At 44.6% G+C, this 18,897-nt stretch carries 16 protein-coding genes; 13 read left to right on the top strand and 3 right to left on the bottom strand.

From position 1 onward, the window contains the following. Nucleotides 1-928, bottom strand: a 928-nt coding sequence (locus B7705_RS10025) for a hypothetical protein (RefSeq protein ID WP_239822345.1), incomplete at its 3' end; no start/stop codon positions are given. A gap of 10 nt (nt 929-938) precedes the next feature. On the opposite strand from B7705_RS10025, the gene B7705_RS10020 reads away from it, so the two are divergent. The 13 genes from B7705_RS10020 (at nt 939) to B7705_RS09505 (ending at nt 16,354) form a co-directional block, all read left to right on the top strand. Continuing rightward, complete coding sequence (locus B7705_RS10020) at nt 939-1,721, top strand: LPXTG cell wall anchor domain-containing protein (protein ID WP_239822344.1); 783 nt, start codon at nt 939-941, stop codon at nt 1,719-1,721. A gap of 702 nt (nt 1,722-2,423) precedes the next feature. Beyond that, nucleotides 2,424-4,037, top strand: a complete 1,614-nt coding sequence (locus tag B7705_RS09560) for a ribonuclease Y (RefSeq protein ID WP_084949217.1) — start codon at nt 2,424-2,426, stop codon at nt 4,035-4,037. 134 nt (nt 4,038-4,171) lie between these two features. Beyond that, nucleotides 4,172-4,798 (top strand): guanylate kinase, encoded by a 627-nt coding sequence (gmk, locus tag B7705_RS09555; protein ID WP_000775041.1) that lies wholly within the window; start codon nt 4,172-4,174, stop codon nt 4,796-4,798. Between the two features lie 24 nt (nt 4,799-4,822). After that, the gene (rpoZ, locus tag B7705_RS09550) at nt 4,823-5,137 is read left to right on the top strand and encodes a DNA-directed RNA polymerase subunit omega (protein ID WP_002874282.1); all 315 of its coding nucleotides are present in this window, start codon (nt 4,823-4,825) and stop codon (nt 5,135-5,137) included. 65 nt (nt 5,138-5,202) lie between these two features. Continuing rightward, entirely contained in the window at nt 5,203-7,596 is a 2,394-nt protein-coding gene (locus B7705_RS09545) for a primosomal protein N' (protein WP_084949215.1), read from the top strand. A 12-nt stretch (nt 7,597-7,608) separates the two neighbouring features. Next, on the top strand, nt 7,609-8,544 hold the full coding sequence (fmt, locus tag B7705_RS09540) for a methionyl-tRNA formyltransferase (RefSeq protein ID WP_084949214.1): 936 nt from the start codon (nt 7,609-7,611) through the stop codon (nt 8,542-8,544). Continuing rightward, nucleotides 8,537-9,850 (top strand): 16S rRNA (cytosine(967)-C(5))-methyltransferase RsmB, encoded by a 1,314-nt coding sequence (rsmB, locus tag B7705_RS09535; protein WP_162284893.1) that lies wholly within the window; start codon nt 8,537-8,539, stop codon nt 9,848-9,850. The genes fmt and rsmB overlap by 8 nt, the downstream gene beginning before the upstream one ends. Before the next feature lie 15 nt (nt 9,851-9,865). Next, the gene (locus B7705_RS09530) at nt 9,866-10,606 is read left to right on the top strand and encodes a Stp1/IreP family PP2C-type Ser/Thr phosphatase (protein ID WP_038804821.1); all 741 of its coding nucleotides are present in this window, start codon (nt 9,866-9,868) and stop codon (nt 10,604-10,606) included. Beyond that, nucleotides 10,603-12,486 carry a Stk1 family PASTA domain-containing Ser/Thr kinase gene (pknB, locus tag B7705_RS09525; protein ID WP_084949210.1) on the top strand — a complete coding sequence of 628 codons (1,884 nt, stop codon included), beginning with the start codon at nt 10,603-10,605 and terminating at the stop codon, nt 12,484-12,486. Before B7705_RS09530 ends, pknB begins: the two co-directional genes overlap by 4 nt. Before the next feature lie 87 nt (nt 12,487-12,573). Next, on the top strand, nt 12,574-13,332 hold the full coding sequence (locus B7705_RS09520) for a threonine/serine exporter family protein (RefSeq protein ID WP_084949209.1): 759 nt from the start codon (nt 12,574-12,576) through the stop codon (nt 13,330-13,332). 1 nt (nt 13,333) lies between these two features. After that, nucleotides 13,334-13,789, top strand: coding sequence for a threonine/serine exporter family protein (locus B7705_RS09515; RefSeq protein WP_038804825.1), 456 nt, complete (start codon nt 13,334-13,336; stop codon nt 13,787-13,789). A 118-nt stretch (nt 13,790-13,907) separates the two neighbouring features. After that, on the top strand, nt 13,908-15,080 hold the full coding sequence (locus tag B7705_RS09510) for a hydroxymethylglutaryl-CoA synthase (RefSeq protein WP_084949244.1): 1,173 nt from the start codon (nt 13,908-13,910) through the stop codon (nt 15,078-15,080). Next, nucleotides 15,080-16,354: a hydroxymethylglutaryl-CoA reductase, degradative gene (locus B7705_RS09505; protein WP_084949207.1), complete on the top strand. Its 1,275-nt coding sequence runs from the start codon at nt 15,080-15,082 to the stop codon at nt 16,352-16,354. The genes B7705_RS09510 and B7705_RS09505 overlap by 1 nt, the downstream gene beginning before the upstream one ends. A 141-nt stretch (nt 16,355-16,495) precedes the next feature. On the opposite strand, the gene B7705_RS09495 is transcribed toward B7705_RS09505, so the two are convergent. Both B7705_RS09495 and B7705_RS09490 read right to left on the bottom strand, forming a co-directional pair. Beyond that, complete coding sequence (locus B7705_RS09495) at nt 16,496-17,461, bottom strand: LacI family DNA-binding transcriptional regulator (protein ID WP_084949205.1); 966 nt, start codon at nt 17,459-17,461, stop codon at nt 16,496-16,498. Next, nucleotides 17,442-18,896, bottom strand: coding sequence for a sucrose-6-phosphate hydrolase (locus B7705_RS09490; RefSeq protein ID WP_084949204.1), 1,455 nt, complete (start codon nt 18,894-18,896; stop codon nt 17,442-17,444). The genes B7705_RS09495 and B7705_RS09490 overlap by 20 nt, the downstream gene beginning before the upstream one ends. Nucleotide 18,897: the final 1 nt, after the last annotated feature.

The raw sequence follows: 18,897 nt of genomic DNA, 5'->3' as shown, positions 1-18,897 counted from the left end.
CTGAATCAGCAAGCACAAGCTTGAGTAACAGCGTATCTGCTTCAATTAGTGCTAGCCACTCAGCAAGCACAAGCTTGAGCAACAGCGTGTCTGCTTCAATTAGTGCATCTGTATCAGCAAGCACAAGCTTGAGTAACAGCGTATCAGCTTCAATCAGTGCTTCAGTATCAGCAAGCACAAGCTTGAGCAACAGCGTGTCTGCTTCAATCAGTGCTAGCCAATCAGCAAGCACAAGCTTGAGTAACAGCGTGTCTGCCTCAATTAGTGCATCCCAATCAGCAAGCACAAGCTTGAGTAACAGCGTATCTGCTTCAATTAGTGCTAGCCACTCAGCAAGCACAAGCATGAGCAACAGCGTGTCTGCTTCAATCAGTGCTAGCCAATCAGCAAGCACAAGCATGAGCAACAGCGTGTCAGCTTCAATTAGTGCATCTGAATCAGCAAGCACAAGCTTGAGTAACAGCGTATCTGCTTCAATTAGTGCTAGCCACTCAGCAAGCACAAGCTTGAGCAACAGCGTATCAGCCTCAATCAGTGCATCTGAATCAGCAAGCACAAGCATGAGCAACAGCGTGTCTGCTTCAATTAGTGCTAGCCAATCAGCAAGCACAAGCTTGAGTAACAGCGTGTCTGCTTCAATTAGTGCATCTGTATCAGCAAGCACAAGCATGAGCAACAGCGTGTCTGCTTCAATCAGTGCTAGCCAATCAGCAAGCACAAGCTTGAGCAACAGCGTATCTGCTTCAATTAGTGCTTCAGTATCAGCAAGCACAAGCTTGAGTAACAGCGTATCAGCCTCAATCAGTGCGAGCCAATCAGTAAGCACAAGCTTGAGCAACAGCGTATCAGCATCAATCAGTGCAAGCCACTCAGCAAGCACAAGCTTGAGCAACAGCGTAAGCACATCTACATCACTTAGCAATAGCATTTCAAGCAGTTTGAGTACAAGTGCGTCACAACAATCTAACTCATTCAGCTATAGTAAGGGTGAGCCAACAAGCGAATCTAAACCAGAGTTTAACCTTCCTAGCTACCTTGAATCTGTAAGTGCAAGTGAGTCAGTTTCACTCAGCAAATCAGTAAGTGTATCATTGAGCGATAGTACTTCAGCATCAATCAGCGCAAGTGAGTCAGTCTCAACAAGCGCAAGCTTGAGTGACAGCATTTCTGCATCAATCAGTGCAAGCAACAACTCAGGTAGCGGTTCAGGTTCAACAAGCACAAGCGATGGCTCAGCTAGTCAATCAGCATCTGTATCAGCAAGCCAAAGCGCTTCAGCGTCAGTATCTGCAAGTCAATCAGCTTCAGCTTCAATCAGTGCAAGCAACAACTCAGGTAGTGGTTCAGGTTCAACAAGTACAAGCAATGGTTCAGGCGATGCCTCAACTTCAGCAAGTACTTCAGAAAGCTTGAGCAACAGCGTAAGTGCTTCAATCAGCACAAGTGAATCAGTTTCAACAAGCACAAGCTTGAGCGATAGCGCAAGTACCTCAGCTAGCTTGTCTGACAGTGCTTCAATCTCAAGTGCATTGAACCACTCACAAGCTCCTGCACAACAACCTGCTGGACCAGGACGTTCAAACGGTAGAAAACTTCCAAATACAGGAACTGCAAGTAACCAATTTGCTGGTCTTGGATTAGGAGTAGCTGCCTTGGCAACTGCCTCTCTTCTTGGCAAGAAGAAGAAATCAGCAGCTTCTGAAATGGATTTAGAAGACTAAGTCCCAAAAATCGACTAAAATGAAATTGTTGATATCATTTTAGCGATGAAAACAAGAACCCCGGATGGCCTAAGGCTATCTGGGGTTTTTGGCTCTTTGTCAACTGTAGAGAGTGAGATCTAACTAATCATGAGAGAGAATCAGATTGGTTCTCTCTTTTCTAACATTCAAAGTAACGAGAATTATCATTCTAAATTTTTGAAAATCAAATACTAGACATCTTATATTCTTGCTGATTGCTTTTAACTAATGACGAAGTTTACCAGAACAAGTCAACGTCTGGCTGTCAATCTCACAAGGTGCTAAAGTTTCTCTGAAAATTTGAGGATAAAAGGCTTTATTATAGCGCGACTGAGATGTTGGAATATGTGAAATTTATTCAGTATAATTTTGGTATTTTGAAGTAGTGTGATGATGGGGATCTGGCTGTTAAATCTGTCCACAGTGAACCGCTTTCACTTGTTCCTGAACTTTCTCTAAGGCGTTTGTAGAAGTAGTATTTGGTGGGTGATTGCTCTTTTTTGCTTCGTTTTTCGTGGAAATTTAAATTTTTAAAGAATCTTTATTTTGCTTGAAAATATAAGGATTTTCTTCAAAAAATCACACAAAACTCTTCAATTTGGGTTTGTGGAAATCGGTTTTTTATGATAGAATATTAAAGAATGTATGTCATTCGATAAACAAATTTAATGAGGTAAAAACATGGAAATCATGACACTTGCGATTGCTGTTTTTGCCGTCATCATTGGTTTAGTCATTGGATATGTCAGCATCTCAGCTAAGATGAAATCATCTCAAGAGGCTGCAGAGTTGATGCTTCTAAATGCTGAACAAGAAGCAACTAATTTACGAGGACAAGCTGAGCGCGAAGCGGATTTATTGCTAAATGAAGCCAAGAGCGAAAGCAAGTCTCTTAAAAAAGAAGCACTATTGGAGGCCAAAGAGGAAGCCAGAAAATACCGTGAAGAAGTGGACGCTGAATTTAAGTCAGAACGTCAGGAGCTCAAGCAAATTGAAAGTCGTTTGACGGAGAGAGCTGCGAGCCTTGACCGTAAGGACGATAATTTGACGAACAAAGAAAAAACACTTGAACAAAAAGAACAAAGTATTTCTGATAGAGCAAAAAACCTTGATGCACGTGAAGAGCAATTAGAGGAAGTCGAAAGACAAAAAGAAGCTGAACTTGAACGTATCGGTTCCCTTTCCCAAACTGAGGCTCGAGATATTATCTTGGCTCAGACAGAGGAAAACTTGACCAAGGAAATTGCTAGTCGCATTCGTGAGGCAGAGCAAGAAGTGAAGGAACGTTCAGACAAGATTGCGAAAGATATCTTGGTTCAGGCTATGCAGCGTATCGCTGGTGACTATGTAGCAGAGTCAACAAACTCGACAGTTCACCTTCCAGACGATACCATGAAGGGACGCATTATCGGACGTGAAGGTCGAAACATTCGTACCTTTGAAAGTTTGACAGGGGTTGATGTGATTATCGACGATACACCGGAAGTGGTAACCTTGTCAGGATTTGATCCGATTCGTCGTGAAATTGCTCGTATGACCATGGAAATGTTGCTCAAGGATGGCCGTATCCACCCAGCTCGTATCGAGGAGTTGGTGGAGAAAAACCGTCAAGAGATTGACAATAAAATCCGTGAATACGGTGAGGCTGCAGCCTATGAGATTGGTGCGCCAAACCTTCATCCAGACTTGATGAAGATCATGGGACGCTTGCAGTTCCGTACTTCATATGGACAAAATGTCTTGCGTCATTCGATTGAAGTTGCTAAGCTATCTGGTATCATCGCCAGTGAACTTGGTGAAAATGCAGCTCTTGCCCGTCGTGCTGGATTCCTTCATGACATCGGGAAAGCTATTGACCGCGAGGTTGAAGGTAGCCACGTTGAGATTGGTACAGAGTTGGCACGCAAGTACAAGGAACACCCAGTTGTGGTGAATACTATTGCTAGCCACCACGGCGATGTGGAACCTGAAAGTGTGATTGCAGTGATTGTTGCTGCAGCAGATGCCTTGAGTGCGGCGCGTCCAGGTGCTCGTAGTGAATCTCTTGAAAACTATATCAAGCGTCTCCACGATTTGGAAGAAATCGCTAATAGCTTTGAAGGAGTCCAAAATAGCTTCGCCCTTCAAGCAGGACGTGAAATCCGTATCATGGTTAATCCAGGACAAATCAAAGACGACAAAGTCACAATCTTGGCTCACAAAGTTCGTGAGAAAATTGAAAATAATCTCGATTACCCAGGAAATATCAAGGTAACCGTGATCCGCGAACTTCGTGCAGTAGATTATGCTAAATAAATAAGAAAGAGCAGTTGAAATATTACTGCTTTTTTGTTACACTAGATAGAAAGACTGTAGAAGAATAACTGACGCTATCATCAGTGTCCGAGAGAAATTTTACTTTATTTCACAGACTAACTAAAGGAGACATAATGGCAGACCGAGGCTTGCTAATCGTTTTTTCTGGTCCTTCAGGAGTTGGGAAAGGAACGGTTAGAAGAGAGATTTTTGAGAGTTCTGAGAATCAATTTCAATACTCTGTATCGATGACGACGCGTGCGCAACGTCCTGGTGAGGTGGACGGAGTGGATTATTTCTTCCGTACTCGTGAAGAGTTTGAAGAGCTAATCCGTCAAGGTCAGATGTTGGAATATGCAGAATATGTCGGTAACTACTATGGAACTCCGCTAACCTATGTCAATGAAACCCTAGACAAGGGAATCGATGTCTTTCTTGAGATTGAAGTCCAAGGAGCCCTTCAGGTTAAGAAAAAGGTTCCAGATGCTGTCTTTATCTTTTTAACGCCACCAGATTTGGATGAATTGCAAGATCGTTTGGTAGGTCGTGGAACAGATAGTGCTGAAGTGATTGCCCAACGAATCGAAAAAGCCAAGGAAGAAATTGCCCTCATGCGTGAGTATGATTATGCCATTGTCAACGATCAGGTGCCCCTCGCTGCTGAACGTGTCAAGCGTGTGATCGAAGCAGAACACTTCCGTGTGGACCGTGTCATTGGTCACTACCAGGAGATGTTGCCAAAATCTCCAACTACTCGATAAACTATAGGAAACAGGTACAAGCAAATGATGTTAAAACCCTCTATTGATACCTTGCTTGACAAGGTACCATCAAAATATTCACTCGTAATTTTGGAAGCAAAGCGTGCCCACGAACTAGAAGCAGGCGCGCCAGCAACTCAAGAGTTTAAGTCTGAAAAATCAACTCTTCGCGCTTTGGAAGAAATCGAGTCTGGAAATGTAACCATTCACCCAGATCCAGAAGGAAAACGTGAAGCGGTTCGTCTCCGTATCGAAGAAGAAAAACGCCGCAAAGAAGAAGAAGAAAAGAAAATCAAAGAGCAAATCGCTAAAGAAAAAGAAGATGGTGAAAAAATTTAAGGTTGGGGGGACTCAATCTTATTTTTTCTATTGCAAGAATTTACTGACAAGAAGGAGGTGAGAAAATGGCTATCGCAAAGATTATCGTGGATGTTCCCCTGATGCAGACGGACCAGCCCTATAGTTATAAGGTCCCTGAAGAATTTGTAGAGATGCTGGAAGTCGGTATGCGGGTCCATGTCCCCTTCGGCAAGGGCAATCGTTTGATCCAAGGAATTGTGCTAGGTTTGGAGTCCCAGTCGGGAGAAGTAGCTGATCAGGACTTGAAGGAGATTGCAGAAGTGCTAGACTTTTCCCCCGTCTTGACTCAAGAGCAACTCTGGCTGGCTGAGGAGTTACGCAAGTCTGTCTTTTCTTACAAAATCTCCATTCTAAAAGCCATGTTGCCGGGATTTTTAAACTCTAGTTATGATAAGATTCTCTATCCTCTGGAAGGTCTGAGTCAGGCAGACAAAGAGCGTTTGTTTGGTTCAGAAGCTTCGCTAGCCTTTTCTTCTCTAGACTTTGCCAAACAGGCAGAAATGATGCGTTTGACTAGAAAAGGGCTACTCCGTTTAGAATACCAGGCAGTCGATCAAAAGAAGGTCAAGACCCAGTCTTGGTATGAGGTTGATGCCACTCAGCTAGAGAAGATTGAGATTTCTGCGCGTGCTAAGAAAAAGGCAGAGCTGAGAGACTATTTGCTAGCTCATCCTGAAAGTGCTTCTCTGGCTAGCTTGTTAGAATCCTACTCACGCGAGCAAGTCAACTTTTTTGTAGATCAAGGAGCTCTAACCCTAGTCCAAATGGAAGTCCAACGCTCGGCTGCTTATTTTGAAGGGATTAAAGCAAGTACACCTTTAGAGTTGAATCCTGAACAAAGACAGGCGCGTGATGCCGTTGTTAGTGCTATTGGCAGTCAACAGCCTCCTTTCCTCCTTCAAGGAATTACAGGAAGTGGAAAGACAGAAGTTTACTTACAGATCATCCAAGGAGCCTTGGACAAGGGTAAGAAGGCTATTTTACTGGTACCTGAGATTTCTCTGACGCCACAGATGACGGAGCGTTTCATTGCTCGTTTCGGTGAGAGAGTAGCCATTCTCCACTCAGGCCTGTCCAATGGTGAAAAGTACGACGAATGGCGCAAGGTAGAACGCGGTGATGCCCAAGTTGTTGTTGGTGCTCGATCAGCCATATTTGCTCCGCTTAAAAATCTGGGTGTCATGATTATTGATGAAGAGCATGAAGCGAGCTACAAACAAGACAGCAATCCCCGTTATCATGCTAGAGAGGTCGCCATTTTACGGGCTCAGTACAATCAAGCAGCCCTAGTCCTTGGTTCGGCAACACCGAGCTTAGAGAGCCGTGCGCGGGCTGGAAAAGGCGTCTATCAACACTTACGTCTGACCCAACGAGCTAATCCTTTAGCCACTATTCCTGAGGTTCAAGTGATTGACTTTCGGGACTATATCGGGCAGAATGAGACATCAAATTTTACGCCTCCTTTGCTAGAGGCCATCCAAGACCGTTTGGATAAAAAAGAGCAGGTAGTCCTCATGCTCAACCGTCGGGGTTATTCTAGCTTTGTTATGTGTCGGGAGTGTGGGACGGTAGATAGCTGCCCCAACTGCGATATTTCTCTGACTCTCCACATGGATACCAAGACCATGAACTGCCATTACTGTGGCTTTTCCAAAGGAATTCCTCATGTCTGTCCCAACTGTCAGAGTCGCAGTATTCGTTACTATGGGACAGGGACTCAGAAAGCCTACGATGAGCTAGCAGAGCTCTTTCCTCAGGCCCGCATTCTACGGATGGATGTGGATACGACTCGCAAGAAAGGCAGTCACCAAGCTCTTCTTGACCAGTTTGGCCGAGGGGAAGCAGATATCTTACTGGGCACTCAGATGATTGCTAAGGGCTTGGATTTTCCAAATGTGACCCTAGTCGGAGTTCTCAATGCGGATACGGCCTTAAATCTGCCAGATTTCCGTTCCTCTGAGAGAACCTTTCAGCTCTTAACCCAGGTGGCAGGCCGTGCAGGTCGTGCAGAAAAGGCTGGGCAGGTCTTGATCCAGTCTTACAATCCTAAGCATTATGCCATTCGTTTTGCCAAAGATCAGGACTATGAAGGCTTTTACGCTTATGAAATGAGTATCAGGCGCCAACTCGGCTACCCGCCTTACTATTTCACTATTGGGATTACCCTCTCTCACAAGAAAGAAGAAGAGGTTGTCAAACGTGCCTATGAAGTCATGGGAATTTTGCGCTCAGGTTTGTCGGAAACTAGTAAAATCCTTGGACCAACACCAAAACCCATCGCCCGTACCCACAACCTCTATCATTACCAGATTTTGATTAAATACCGTTTAGAAGATGAGCTGGGACAGACTCTCAATCAGGTCTTAGCCTTGACTCAAGAACGGGAAAATAGCGAGCTTCGTCTTAGCATTGACCATGAACCGCAGCAATTTTTATAAGAAGGAGAAGAAATGACAAAACTAATCTTTATGGGGACACCTGAATTTTCAGCGACAGTTTTGAAGGGGTTGTTATCAGATGACCGTTACGAGATTCTAGCTGTTGTGACCCAGCCAGATCGCGCTGTCGGTCGTAAAAAAGTAATCCAAGAAACCCCAGTCAAGCAGGCTGCCAAAGAAGCAGGCCTTCCTATCTACCAACCTGAAAAATTATCTGGAAGTCCAGAGATGGAAGCCATTATGAAGCTAGGAGCTGATGGGATTATCACTGCTGCTTTTGGGCAGTTTCTCCCAAGTAAACTCCTTGATAGCATGAACTTTGCGGTCAACGTTCACGCTTCCCTCCTTCCCAAACACCGTGGTGGCGCGCCCATTCATTATGCCTTGATTCAAGGGGATGAGGAAGCTGGCGTGACCATTATGGAGATGGTCAAGGAGATGGATGCAGGGGATATGATTTCCCGTCGCAGCATCCCTATCACAGATGAGGACAATGTCGGCACCTTGTTTGAAAAATTAGCAATCGTTGGTCGCGATTTGCTTTTGGATACGCTACCTGGCTATCTAGCAGGAAAAATCCAACCTGAACCACAAGATCCTAGTCAAGTCACTTTCTCGCCAAATATCAAGCCAGAGGAAGAAAGACTGGATTGGACTAAAACTAACCGTCAACTCTTTAACCAAATCAGAGGAATGAATCCATGGCCTGTTGCCCATACTTTTCTCAAGGGAGACCGCTTTAAGATTTATGAAGCTCTACCAGTAGAAGGTCAGGGAAATCCAGGCGAGATCCTCTCTATTGGCAAGAAAGAATTGATCGTTGCAACGGCGGAAGGAGCTCTATCCCTCAAGCAAGTACAGCCAGCTGGTAAGCCTAAGATGGATATCGCTTCCTTCCTCAACGGAGTGGGACGGACATTGACTGTAGGAGAACGATTTGGTGACTAAAGTAGAAACGGCTAGAAGTCTAGCTCTAGCAGTACTAGAGGATGTTTTGGTTAACCAAGCATACTCAAATATTGCTTTAAACAAACACCTCAAGGGGAGTCAACTCTCGGTAGCAGATAAGGGCTTGGTGACAGAGATTGTTTACGGAACGGTAGCCCGAAAACTCACTCTGGAATGGTACCTGTCACACTTTATCGAAGACCGGGATAAGCTTGATAACTGGCTCTATATCCTGCTCCTTCTGAGCGCCTACCAACTTCGGTATCTGGATAAGGTTCCCAATCACGCAGTGGTCAATGAAGCGGTGGAACTAGCCAAAGCCCGTAAAAAAGGCAGTGAAAAACTGGTTAACGCCGTCCTGCGTCGTATTTTGCGAGAAGGCTGGCCAGATATTGACAGCATTAAGCGAAAAAATAAGCGTGATTCCATTTCCTATTCTCTCCCAGTTTGGCTAGTGTCTAAGCTCAAGGAAGAATACGGCGAAGAGCGAGCACAAGCCATCTTTAAAAGTCTCTTGGTGCGCAGCAAAGCCAGCATACGAGTGACCGACTTAAGCCGAAAAGAGGAAATCAAAGCTTTGTTAGAGGTAACTGATTCCCCTTTAGCGGCCACTGGTCTGGTCAAGGAGCAAGGCCACTTTGCAGGACATGATTTGTTCGCAGAAGGGGCTATAACCATCCAAGACGAGTCCAGTCAACTGGTTGCTCCGACTCTTGTTCTACAAGGTGATGAGCAGGTACTGGATGCCTGTGCCGCTCCTGGCGGAAAAACAGTCCATATGGCCTCTTACCTCACATCGGGTAAGGTGACGGCTTTGGACCTTTATGATCACAAGTTGGACTTGATCCAAGAAAACGCCCAACGTTTGGGGGTAGCAGATCGAGTGCAAACGCAAAAATTGGACGCCAGAAAAGTTCATGAGTTTTTCGATCGTGACTCGTTTGACAAGATTTTAGTAGATGCTCCTTGTTCTGGGATTGGACTCTTGCGCCGAAAACCGGATATCAAATACAATAAAGAAATGGCGGATTTCGCATCATTACAGCAAATTCAGCTGGAAATACTAGGTAGTGTTTGTCAAACCTTACGAAAAGGTGGTATAATAACGTATAGTACCTGCACTATCGTCTCAGAGGAAAACTTTCACGTCGTTGAGGCATTTTTAGAAAGTCACCCCGAGTTTGAGCAGGTTAAACTAGAACATGAATGCAAGGATATTTTGAAGGACGGCTGTATCTTAATTACTCCTGAATTGTACGGAAGTGATGGATTCTTTATCAGCCAATTCCGCAAGATATCTGATTAGGAAGGAACTGACACAATGGAAATAGCATTATTAACAGATGTTGGTCAGAAACGAACAAATAACCAAGACTATGTCAATCACTTTGTCAACCGAGCAGGGCGCACCATGATCCTCTTGGCTGACGGGATGGGAGGACACCGTGCAGGCAATATCGCTAGTGAGATGGCGGTAACAGACCTGGGCGTGGCTTGGGTTGATACCCAAATCGACACCGTCAATGAGGTCCGTGAATGGTTTGCCCACTATCTGGAACTTGAAAATCAAAAAATTCATCAGATGGGGAAAGACGAAGCCTATAAGGGGATGGGAACAACGCTTGAAGCAGTAGCCATTATTGGAAATCAAGCTATTTATGCCCATATCGGTGATTCTCGTATCGGTTTGATCCGTGGTGAAAATTATCGCCAGCTCACAAGTGATCATTCTTTGGTTAATGCTCTGCTAAAGGCTGGTCAGCTAACTCCAGAGGAGGCAGAAATTCATCCACAGAAAAATATCATTACCCAATCCATTGGGCAAAAAGATGAAATTCAACCAGATTTTGGCATGGTTAGCCTAGAGCCAGGAGACTACCTCTTGCTCAACAGTGACGGCTTGACCAATATGATCTCAGGAAGCGATATCTACGATATTGTAACGAGTGATATTTCCTTGGCAGACAAGGCGGCAACTTTGATTCGTTTTGCAAACAATGCAGGAGGCTTAGATAATATCACGGTTGCCCTTGTTCACATGAATGAGGAGGAAGTAGAATGATCCAGATCGGCAAGATTTTTGCCGGACGATATCGGATTATCAAACAGATTGGTCGAGGAGGCATGGCGGATGTTTACTTGGCCAAGGATTTGATCCTAGACGGGGAAGAAGTGGCGGTTAAGGTCCTGAGGACTAACTATCAGACAGATCCGATTGCTGTGGCACGTTTTCAACGTGAAGCGAGAGCCATGGCGGATCTGGATCATCCCCATATCGTTCGAATAACAGATATCGGTGAAGAAGACGGTCAGCAGTATCTAGCTATGGAGTATGTGGCAGGGCTGGACCTCAAACGTTATATTAAAGAACACTCTCCTCTCTCAAACGAAGAAGCCGTCCGTATTATGGGACAGATTCTCTTGGCGATGCGTCTGGCGCATACGAGAGGGATTATCCACCGAGATTTGAAACCTCAAAATATCCTATTGACACCAGATGGAACTGCCAAAGTTACAGACTTTGGGATTGCCGTGGCTTTTGCAGAGACCAGTCTGACACAGACCAACTCCATGCTCGGTTCAGTCCACTATCTCTCACCTGAGCAGGCCCGCGGTTCCAAGGCAACTGTGCAGAGTGACATCTATGCTATGGGGATTATTTTCTATGAAATGTTGACTGGACATATCCCTTATGATGGGGATAGTGCAGTGACTATTGCCCTCCAGCATTTCCAAAAACCACTTCCATCTGTTATTGCTGAGAATCCAGCAGTACCACAAGCTTTGGAAAATGTCGTTATCAAGGCAACGGCCAAGAAATTGACAGATCGTTATCAGTCTGTATCAGAAATGTATGTGGACTTGTCGAGTTGTTTGTCTCACAATCGTAGGAGAGAACCAAAGCTAGTCTTTGATGAGGCAAGCAAGGTTGATACCAAGACCTTGCCTAAAGTTCCACAAAGCACTCTGACCTCTATTCCGAAGGCTAAGCCACAATTAGAGCGACCTCAATCAAAACAGCAGACTCAGCAGGTGGTAGATGAAGCACCAGTACCAAAACCAGCGAAAAAACGGAAGTTTAAAGCTCGCTATATGATTTTACTGGCCAGTGCCTTGCTAGTTGCAGCCTCTTTGATTTGGATCTTCTCCCGAACTCCAGCGACTATTGCTATTCCAGATGTATCGGGACAGACAGTTGCTGAAGCTAAAGAGACACTGAAGAAAGCTAATTTTGAAGTAGGTGAAGAAAAGACAGAGGCCAGCGACACAGTAGCCGAAGGTCGCGTCATTCGAACAGATCCAGAAGCTAGAAGCGGTCGAAAAGAAGGAAGTAAAGTAAATCTAATCGTTTCATCAGGTAAGCAATCCTTCCAACTAAGTAACTATGTAGGACGTAAGTCCTCGGATGTTGTCGCAGAGCTCAAAGAGAAAAAGGTTCCAGAAAATCTTATCAAGATCGAGGAAGAGGAATCTAGCGAAAGCGATCCAGGAACAGTCATTAGGCAAACCCCAGCTGCAGGAAGTACTTACGATCTCACGAAAGCCAGCACGATTACCTTAACAGTTGCTAAGAAGGTGACCAGCGTTTCGATGCCAAGTTACATTGGTTCAAGTCTCGAATTTACTAAGAACAATTTGACTCAGATTGTTGGTGTAAAAGAGGCTAATATCGAAGTTGTGGAAGTATCAACTGCTCCTGAAGGAACTACTGCAGGAACAGTTGTTAGTCAGGACCCTAAACCTGGAGAAAAGGTAGATCTCAATAAAACACGTGTTAAGATTTCTATTTATAAACCAAAACCACTTCCTTCTTCATCAAGTTCGTCTCAACACGGAAATCCAGGAACAGACACGACGCCTTCACAGAGTAACAATCAAGGTAGCAACCCTACAACGGATTCTTCAGATGGCGGTAGAACGTCAAGCAATGAACGAAATTAACCCAATCTTTGTCATGATTTCATGACAAAGATTTTTTTTCATGAACTTTTGTGATAGAATAAAGGGAGTAGAAAATAGGAGTAGAAAATGGACGAATCAAAAGAGTTAAATGCTGTCATTGATGTGATTATGCTAGCTGGAACCATTCTCTTGAAAAGTGGTTCGGAGATTCATCGGGTTGAGGACACCATGATTCGCATTGCCCATTCACAGGGAATAGTGGATTGCAATGTTCTTGCCATGCCCGCAGCTATTTTCTTTTCGATTGAAAATACCAATATTTCTCGGATGAAACGGGTGACGTCATCCTCCTATAACATCGAAAAAGTCTGTGATGTCAACCAAGTATCACGGGAGCTTGTGGGTGGCCAGATTGATCTTTCTACAGCTTTTGAAAAGCTGAAGGAAATCAGAAATCAAGCTCTTCCTTATAGCAAGCTTCAAGTGACTGTAGCAGCAACCCTCAGCGCTCCTTTCTTCTCGATTATGTTTGGTGGCAATGTCTATGATGCTTTTGGAGCAGGCGTTGCGACCTTATTTGGTTTTGCCTTCTCTCTCTATGTCGAGAAGTTTATCCGAATTCCTTTTGTAACAGCTTTTGCGGGTGCCTTTGTTTTTGGCTTGATTGCCCAGCTCTGGGCTCGCTATACTGGATTTCCTTCGACGGCAGACCTGATCATAGCAGGAGCCGTCATGCCCTTTGTTCCAGGTATTGCTCTGACCAATGCGGTTCGAGATATCATGACCAATCATATCAACTCTGGTATGAGCAAGATGTTTGAATCCCTGCTCATTACCCTCGCTTTAGGGGCCGGCACCTCTGTAGCCCTGGTTTTGATGACATAAGATGACTCTAACAAGTATTTTACTCCAAGCAGTAGCGAGTTTGCTCGCCATTATCACCTTTCTAATCGTACTAAATGTCCAGCGTTCCATGCTCTTGCCTGGTGGTGTTTTGGGAATGGGCGTTTGGCTCCTTTATCTCGTGCTCAAAGAACCGACCAATGTTATTGTTGCGACCTTTATCGCGGCAGTAATTGGCTCTTGCATCAGCCAGATTTTAAGTATTGTCTATAAGACACCAGCAGTGGTTTTTGTCTTGGCCATTCTTGCCCCTTTGGTGCCAGGTTATTTATCCTATCGAACGACAGCTTTCTTTGTGACAGGCGATTACAGCCATGCCCTTGCCAGCGCGACTTTGGTGGTTATGTTAGCTCTGGTCATTTCTATCGGAATGGCAAGTGGAACGGTAATTCTAAAGCTTTATTACTACATCCGAAAGCAACGAAGAATCTCTTCCTAATGCAGTCAAAGCAAAGACTTGATTTGGTGAATCAAGTCTTTTTTCTCTCTTTTGTCCCTATTTGTGATAAAATAGAATGAAACGATTTTTTACAATGAATGAAAAAACAGAGGTAAATATGACAATCGGTATTGATAAGATTGGTTTTGCGACCAGTCAATATGTCTTGAAATTACAAGACTTAGCAGAAGCGAGGGGAGTTGACCCCGAAAAATTTAGCAAGGGACTCTTGTTAAATGAAATTAGTATTGCGCCACTGACTGAGGACATTGTTACCTTGGCAGCTAGTGCAAGCAACTCTATTTTAACAGACAAAGAAAAAGAAGAAATCGATATGGTCATCGTGGCGACCGAGTCAGGGATTGACCAGAGTAAGGCGGCGGCAGTCTTTGTTCATGGCCTATTAGGCATTCAGCCTTTCGCTCGTAGTTTTGAAATCAAAGAAGCCTGTTACGGAGCAACAGCTGCTCTTCATTATGCTAAATTGCATGTGGAAAATTCTCCAGAGTCTAAGGTTTTGGTCATTGCCAGTGATATTGCCAAGTATGGTGTGGGAACTCCAGGTGAACCAACCCAGGGTGCTGGAAGTGTGGCGATGTTGATCACCCAAAATCCGCGCATCATGGCCTTTAACAATGATAACGTTGCCCAAACGCGCGACATCATGGATTTCTGGCGTCCGAACTATTCAAGCACTCCCTATGTAAACGGCATGTACTCGACCCAACAGTATCTTGATTGCCTGACAACGACTTGGGATGAATACAAGAAACGCTATGATTGGACTATGGATGACTTTGCGGCTATCTGCTTCCACTTGCCTTATCCTAAGTTGGCCCTAAAAGGCTTGCGCAAGATGATGGACAAAACTTTGTCTAAAGAAAAACAGGATAGTTTGCAAGAGAACTTTGACAAGTCTATTCTCTACAGTCAGATGATTGGGAATATCTACACAGGTTCCCTCTTCCTCGGCCTCCTTTCTCTTTTGGAAAATGCAGAGACTTTGAAGGCTGGAGATAAAATTGCCCTCTACAGTTACGGAAGTGGAGCCGTTTCAGAGTTCTTTAGTGGAGAGCTGGTCGAAGGTTATGAGGCTTACCTTGATAAGGATCGCTTGAGCAAACTCAAACAACGTACAGCATTGTCTGTTACAGACTATGAAAAAGTCTTCTTCGAAGAATTGCAGTTGGATGAGTCTGGTTCAGCCCGATTTGCAGGCTATGAACATCAAGACTATGCCTTGGTTGAGATTCTCGACCACCAACGCCGTTATAGCAAGGTTGAAAAATAATGAAGATAAGTTGGAATGGATTTTCTAAAAAATCATATCATGAGCGCCTGGAGTTGTTGCGAGCTCAGGCGCTCCTTAGTCCTGAAAAGCAAACAAGTCTGGAGCAAGATGAACAAGTCAGCTTGGCTGTTGCAGACCAGCTGAGTGAGAATGTGGTGGGAACTTTTTCTCTGCCTTATTCTATCGTTCCAGAGCTTTTGGTGAACGGTCAGAACTACACAGTTCCCTATGTGACAGAAGAACCCTCAGTAGTTGCTGCGGCCAGCTATGCCAGCAGAATCATCAAGCGAGCAGGTGGCTTTACTGCTCAAGTACATGAGCGCCAGATGATTGGTCAGGTAGCTCTTTACCACGTTGCTAATCCTGAACAAGCGCAAGTGAAGATTGCCAGCAAGAAAGCGGAGCTCTTGGAACTTGCCAATCAAGCCTATCCTTCTATCGTCAAACGTGGTGGTGGGGCGCGTGATTTGCATGTAGAGCAGATCAAAGGAGAAACAGACTTTCTCGTTGTCTATCTCCATGTTGATACCCAAGAAGCCATGGGAGCCAATATGCTCAACACCATGCTGGAAGCCTTGAAACCAGTCTTAGAAGAACTCAGTCAGGGACAGAGTCTCATGGGTATTTTGTCCAACTATGCGACCGATTCTCTGGTGACTGCAAGCTGTCGTATCGCCTTTCGCTACTTGAGTCCTCAAAGGGATCAAGGACGAGAAATTGCGGAGAAAATAGCCTTGGCTAGTCAGTTTGCGCAGACAGACCCTTACCGAGCAGCTACCCATAATAAAGGGATTTTTAATGGTATTGATGCTATTTTAATAGCTACTGGTAATGACTGGCGTGCCATCGAAGCTGGGGCTCATGCCTTTGCCAGTCGAGATGGGCACTATCAAGGTCTTAGTCAATGGACGCTGGACATGGAAAGAGAAGAATTGATCGGTGAGATGACCCTACCCATGCCCGTAGCGACCAAGGGTGGCTCTATCGGTCTTAATCCTCGTGTAGCCCTCAGTCATGAACTACTGGGAAATCCTTCTGCCAAGGAATTAGCTCAGATTATCGTGTCCATTGGGCTTGCCCAAAACTTTGCGGCCCTCAAAGCCTTGGTAAGTACAGGAATCCAGCAAGGCCACATGAAATTACAGGCCAAATCCCTAGCTCTCCTAGCTGGGGCTAGTGAGTCTGAAGTTGCTCCCCTAGTTGAGCGCCTCATCGCAGATAAAACCTTTAACTTAGAGACAGCCCAGCGCTATCTCGAAAACTTAAGATCATAAAAAACTCAGACGAATCAGTCTGAGTTTTCTTGTGTTTATACTCAATGAAAATCAAAGAGCAAACTAGGAAGCTAGCCGTAAGCTGTACTTGAGTACGGTAAGGCGACGCTGACGTGGTTTGAATTTGATTTTCGAAGAGTATTAAATACTTTTTCCTGGTAATAGTGTGACTGGTAAGAAATAACCAGTTGTCGCGACTTCCTTGCCCTCAATTTTCTGCAGGAGAAGATCGACAGTGAGTTGGGCAATCTCTTTCATAGGCTGCTTAATCGTTGTCAGATGAGGATAGTAGTTCTCGATAAAGTAGGTCCCATCATAACCGATGATCTTGAGCTCTTCAGGAACAGAAATTCCCAGCTCTTGAGCAATTTTGATAACCAGGATAGCTGTCAAATCATCCGAAGCAAAAATCGCATCTGGTTTCTGATGGGTCAAGATATTCTTGATTTCCATTTCTTTTCTGACGGGAGAAAAGTCACTCGAAACATTGATAATAGGCGCTTTCGGGAGAACAGAGGCAAAGCCAGCATGGCGCAGTCCAGTCGGTGAGTTCGAGTTGTCATTTCCTGTAATCATGATGATAGACTGGGCGCCTGTCTTGACCAAAGTTTGGGCTGCGAGGACACCGCCACCGTAGTTATCAGAGGAGACGACAGGGATGTCTGGTGATAGATTTCGGTCAAAGGAAATAATCGGTGCCGTCACACGATTGTAGTCTTCGATTCCCAAGTTGTGACTTCCAGAAATGATACCATCGACCTGATTGGCCTCCAGCATTTCAATGTACTCCCGTTCTTTTTCAGAGTCGTGTTCGCTGTTACAGATGATGGTCTTGTAGCCATTTTTGAAGAGTTGGTGTTCCAACTTGTCAATCAACTCCGCATAAAAGACATGACTGATGTTTGGAAAAATAAGTCCAATCAACTTGGCAGATTTTCCTTGGAGGCTACGAGCCAGATTATTGGGCTTATAGCCTAGCTCTCGCATGGCTTCATTAACCTTTTGAATGGTTTTCTCAGATAGATATCCCTTTTTATTGATGACCCGTGAGACGGTAGTGGGGCTGACGCCTGCAAGTTTTGCGACATCAGTTAGTTTTGCGACCATAATCTAATTCATAGTAAGTTCCAGTTGGGTTTCCAGACTTGATGAGGATACCATTTTGGTCCGCATGTGGGAAGACACGACCAGAAAATACTTTTTCTCCTTTATTGATGAAAATTTCAAAGACTGACTTGTCGATGAAGATAGTGGCAGTAGTAGCTTGGTTATCGATTGGGCAAGAGCGAGTTGTACCAAATTCTTGGGCGTACTGCTCACCAGCCTGACTACGATCCACTGTCACCTGTCCATTGACAAGGTCAAAGTTGATTGAAAGCCCCTTGCCTTCTTTGTCAGCGAGCAAGACAATCTCGCTTTGGCTATTGGCTTCCAAGTTGAGCTCGAGTTCATAGGTGTTATTGGTTTGAGTACGATTTGAAAATGGCTCCTCAGAAGAACGGAGTTCTTTGACAGATGAGACAGGATATTGGTAGAGTTTGCCATCTTTGATAGTGAGTTCTTTGACCAATGAGAAGGTTCCTTGGTGGTCAAAACGGTCAGATGGGTAAGAAACATCTGGCAACCCAAGCCAACTTACTGCTAGTACACGTCCATCTGGAGCGTTGAAGGCTTGAGTTGCATAGGCTTCAAAACCATAGTCTAGATTTTGCAATGGAGACACATCTACCATTTTAGCATTTTCAGGATCAAAGGAAGCTCCGATTTTGTACATGTTTGGATAGATATTGTCATAGTCTAGAACATCTTTATCCAATCCTTGTGGGCAGTAGAGAAGGACAGGTTGTTCGCCTACAAAGACTAGATTTGGACATTCCATCATGTAGGCAGTGCGGTCGTTAGCAAAGTCAAGGTCGCCAACTGCTTGCCAGTTTGTATAATCATTGTCCACAGCCTTGTAGAGACGGACGAAGCCTTTTTTCTCCAAGTCCTGTCCACCGACGATAGCATAATATTGCCCCTTGAAGTTAAAAATTTGCGGATCGCGGAAGTGGTCAGTAGAGTCTGCTGGCTGATCAATCAAGATCTTGTCAATCTTTGTAATCTTGCCATCCTTATCCATCAGGGCTCCAATCTGGTAAGGGTGGCGAATCCAGTTTTCATCGCGAACATTTCCCGTATAAAATAGGAATAACTGATCGCTAAACTGCATGGCAGAACCAGAATAGGCACCGTGGCTATCTAATGGAGTATCTGGCAAAACTTTGACTCCAGTTTCTGTAAAGTGAACTAGATCATCACTTTCAAGCTGCACCCAAGACTTCAACCCATGGGCTGCACCAAAGGGGAAGTTTTGGTAAAAGAGAATCCATTTGCCATCGAAATAAGAAAAGCCATTTGGATCATTGAGAAGCCCCATTTTAGGCTCAACATGGTAACGAGTATGCCAAGGAGATTGTGCCATCTTTTCCTTGATTTGTTTGATTTCATCATTAGACCAATCTTCATAGCGTCTGTAACGGCGCTCGGTTGTCCATTCCATT

The sequence above is a fragment of the Streptococcus oralis subsp. dentisani genome (genome assembly GCF_002096685.1).
GTDB classification, from domain to species: domain Bacteria; phylum Bacillota; class Bacilli; order Lactobacillales; family Streptococcaceae; genus Streptococcus; species Streptococcus oralis_AD.
This window is presented reverse-complemented; position numbering and strand designations above follow the sequence as displayed.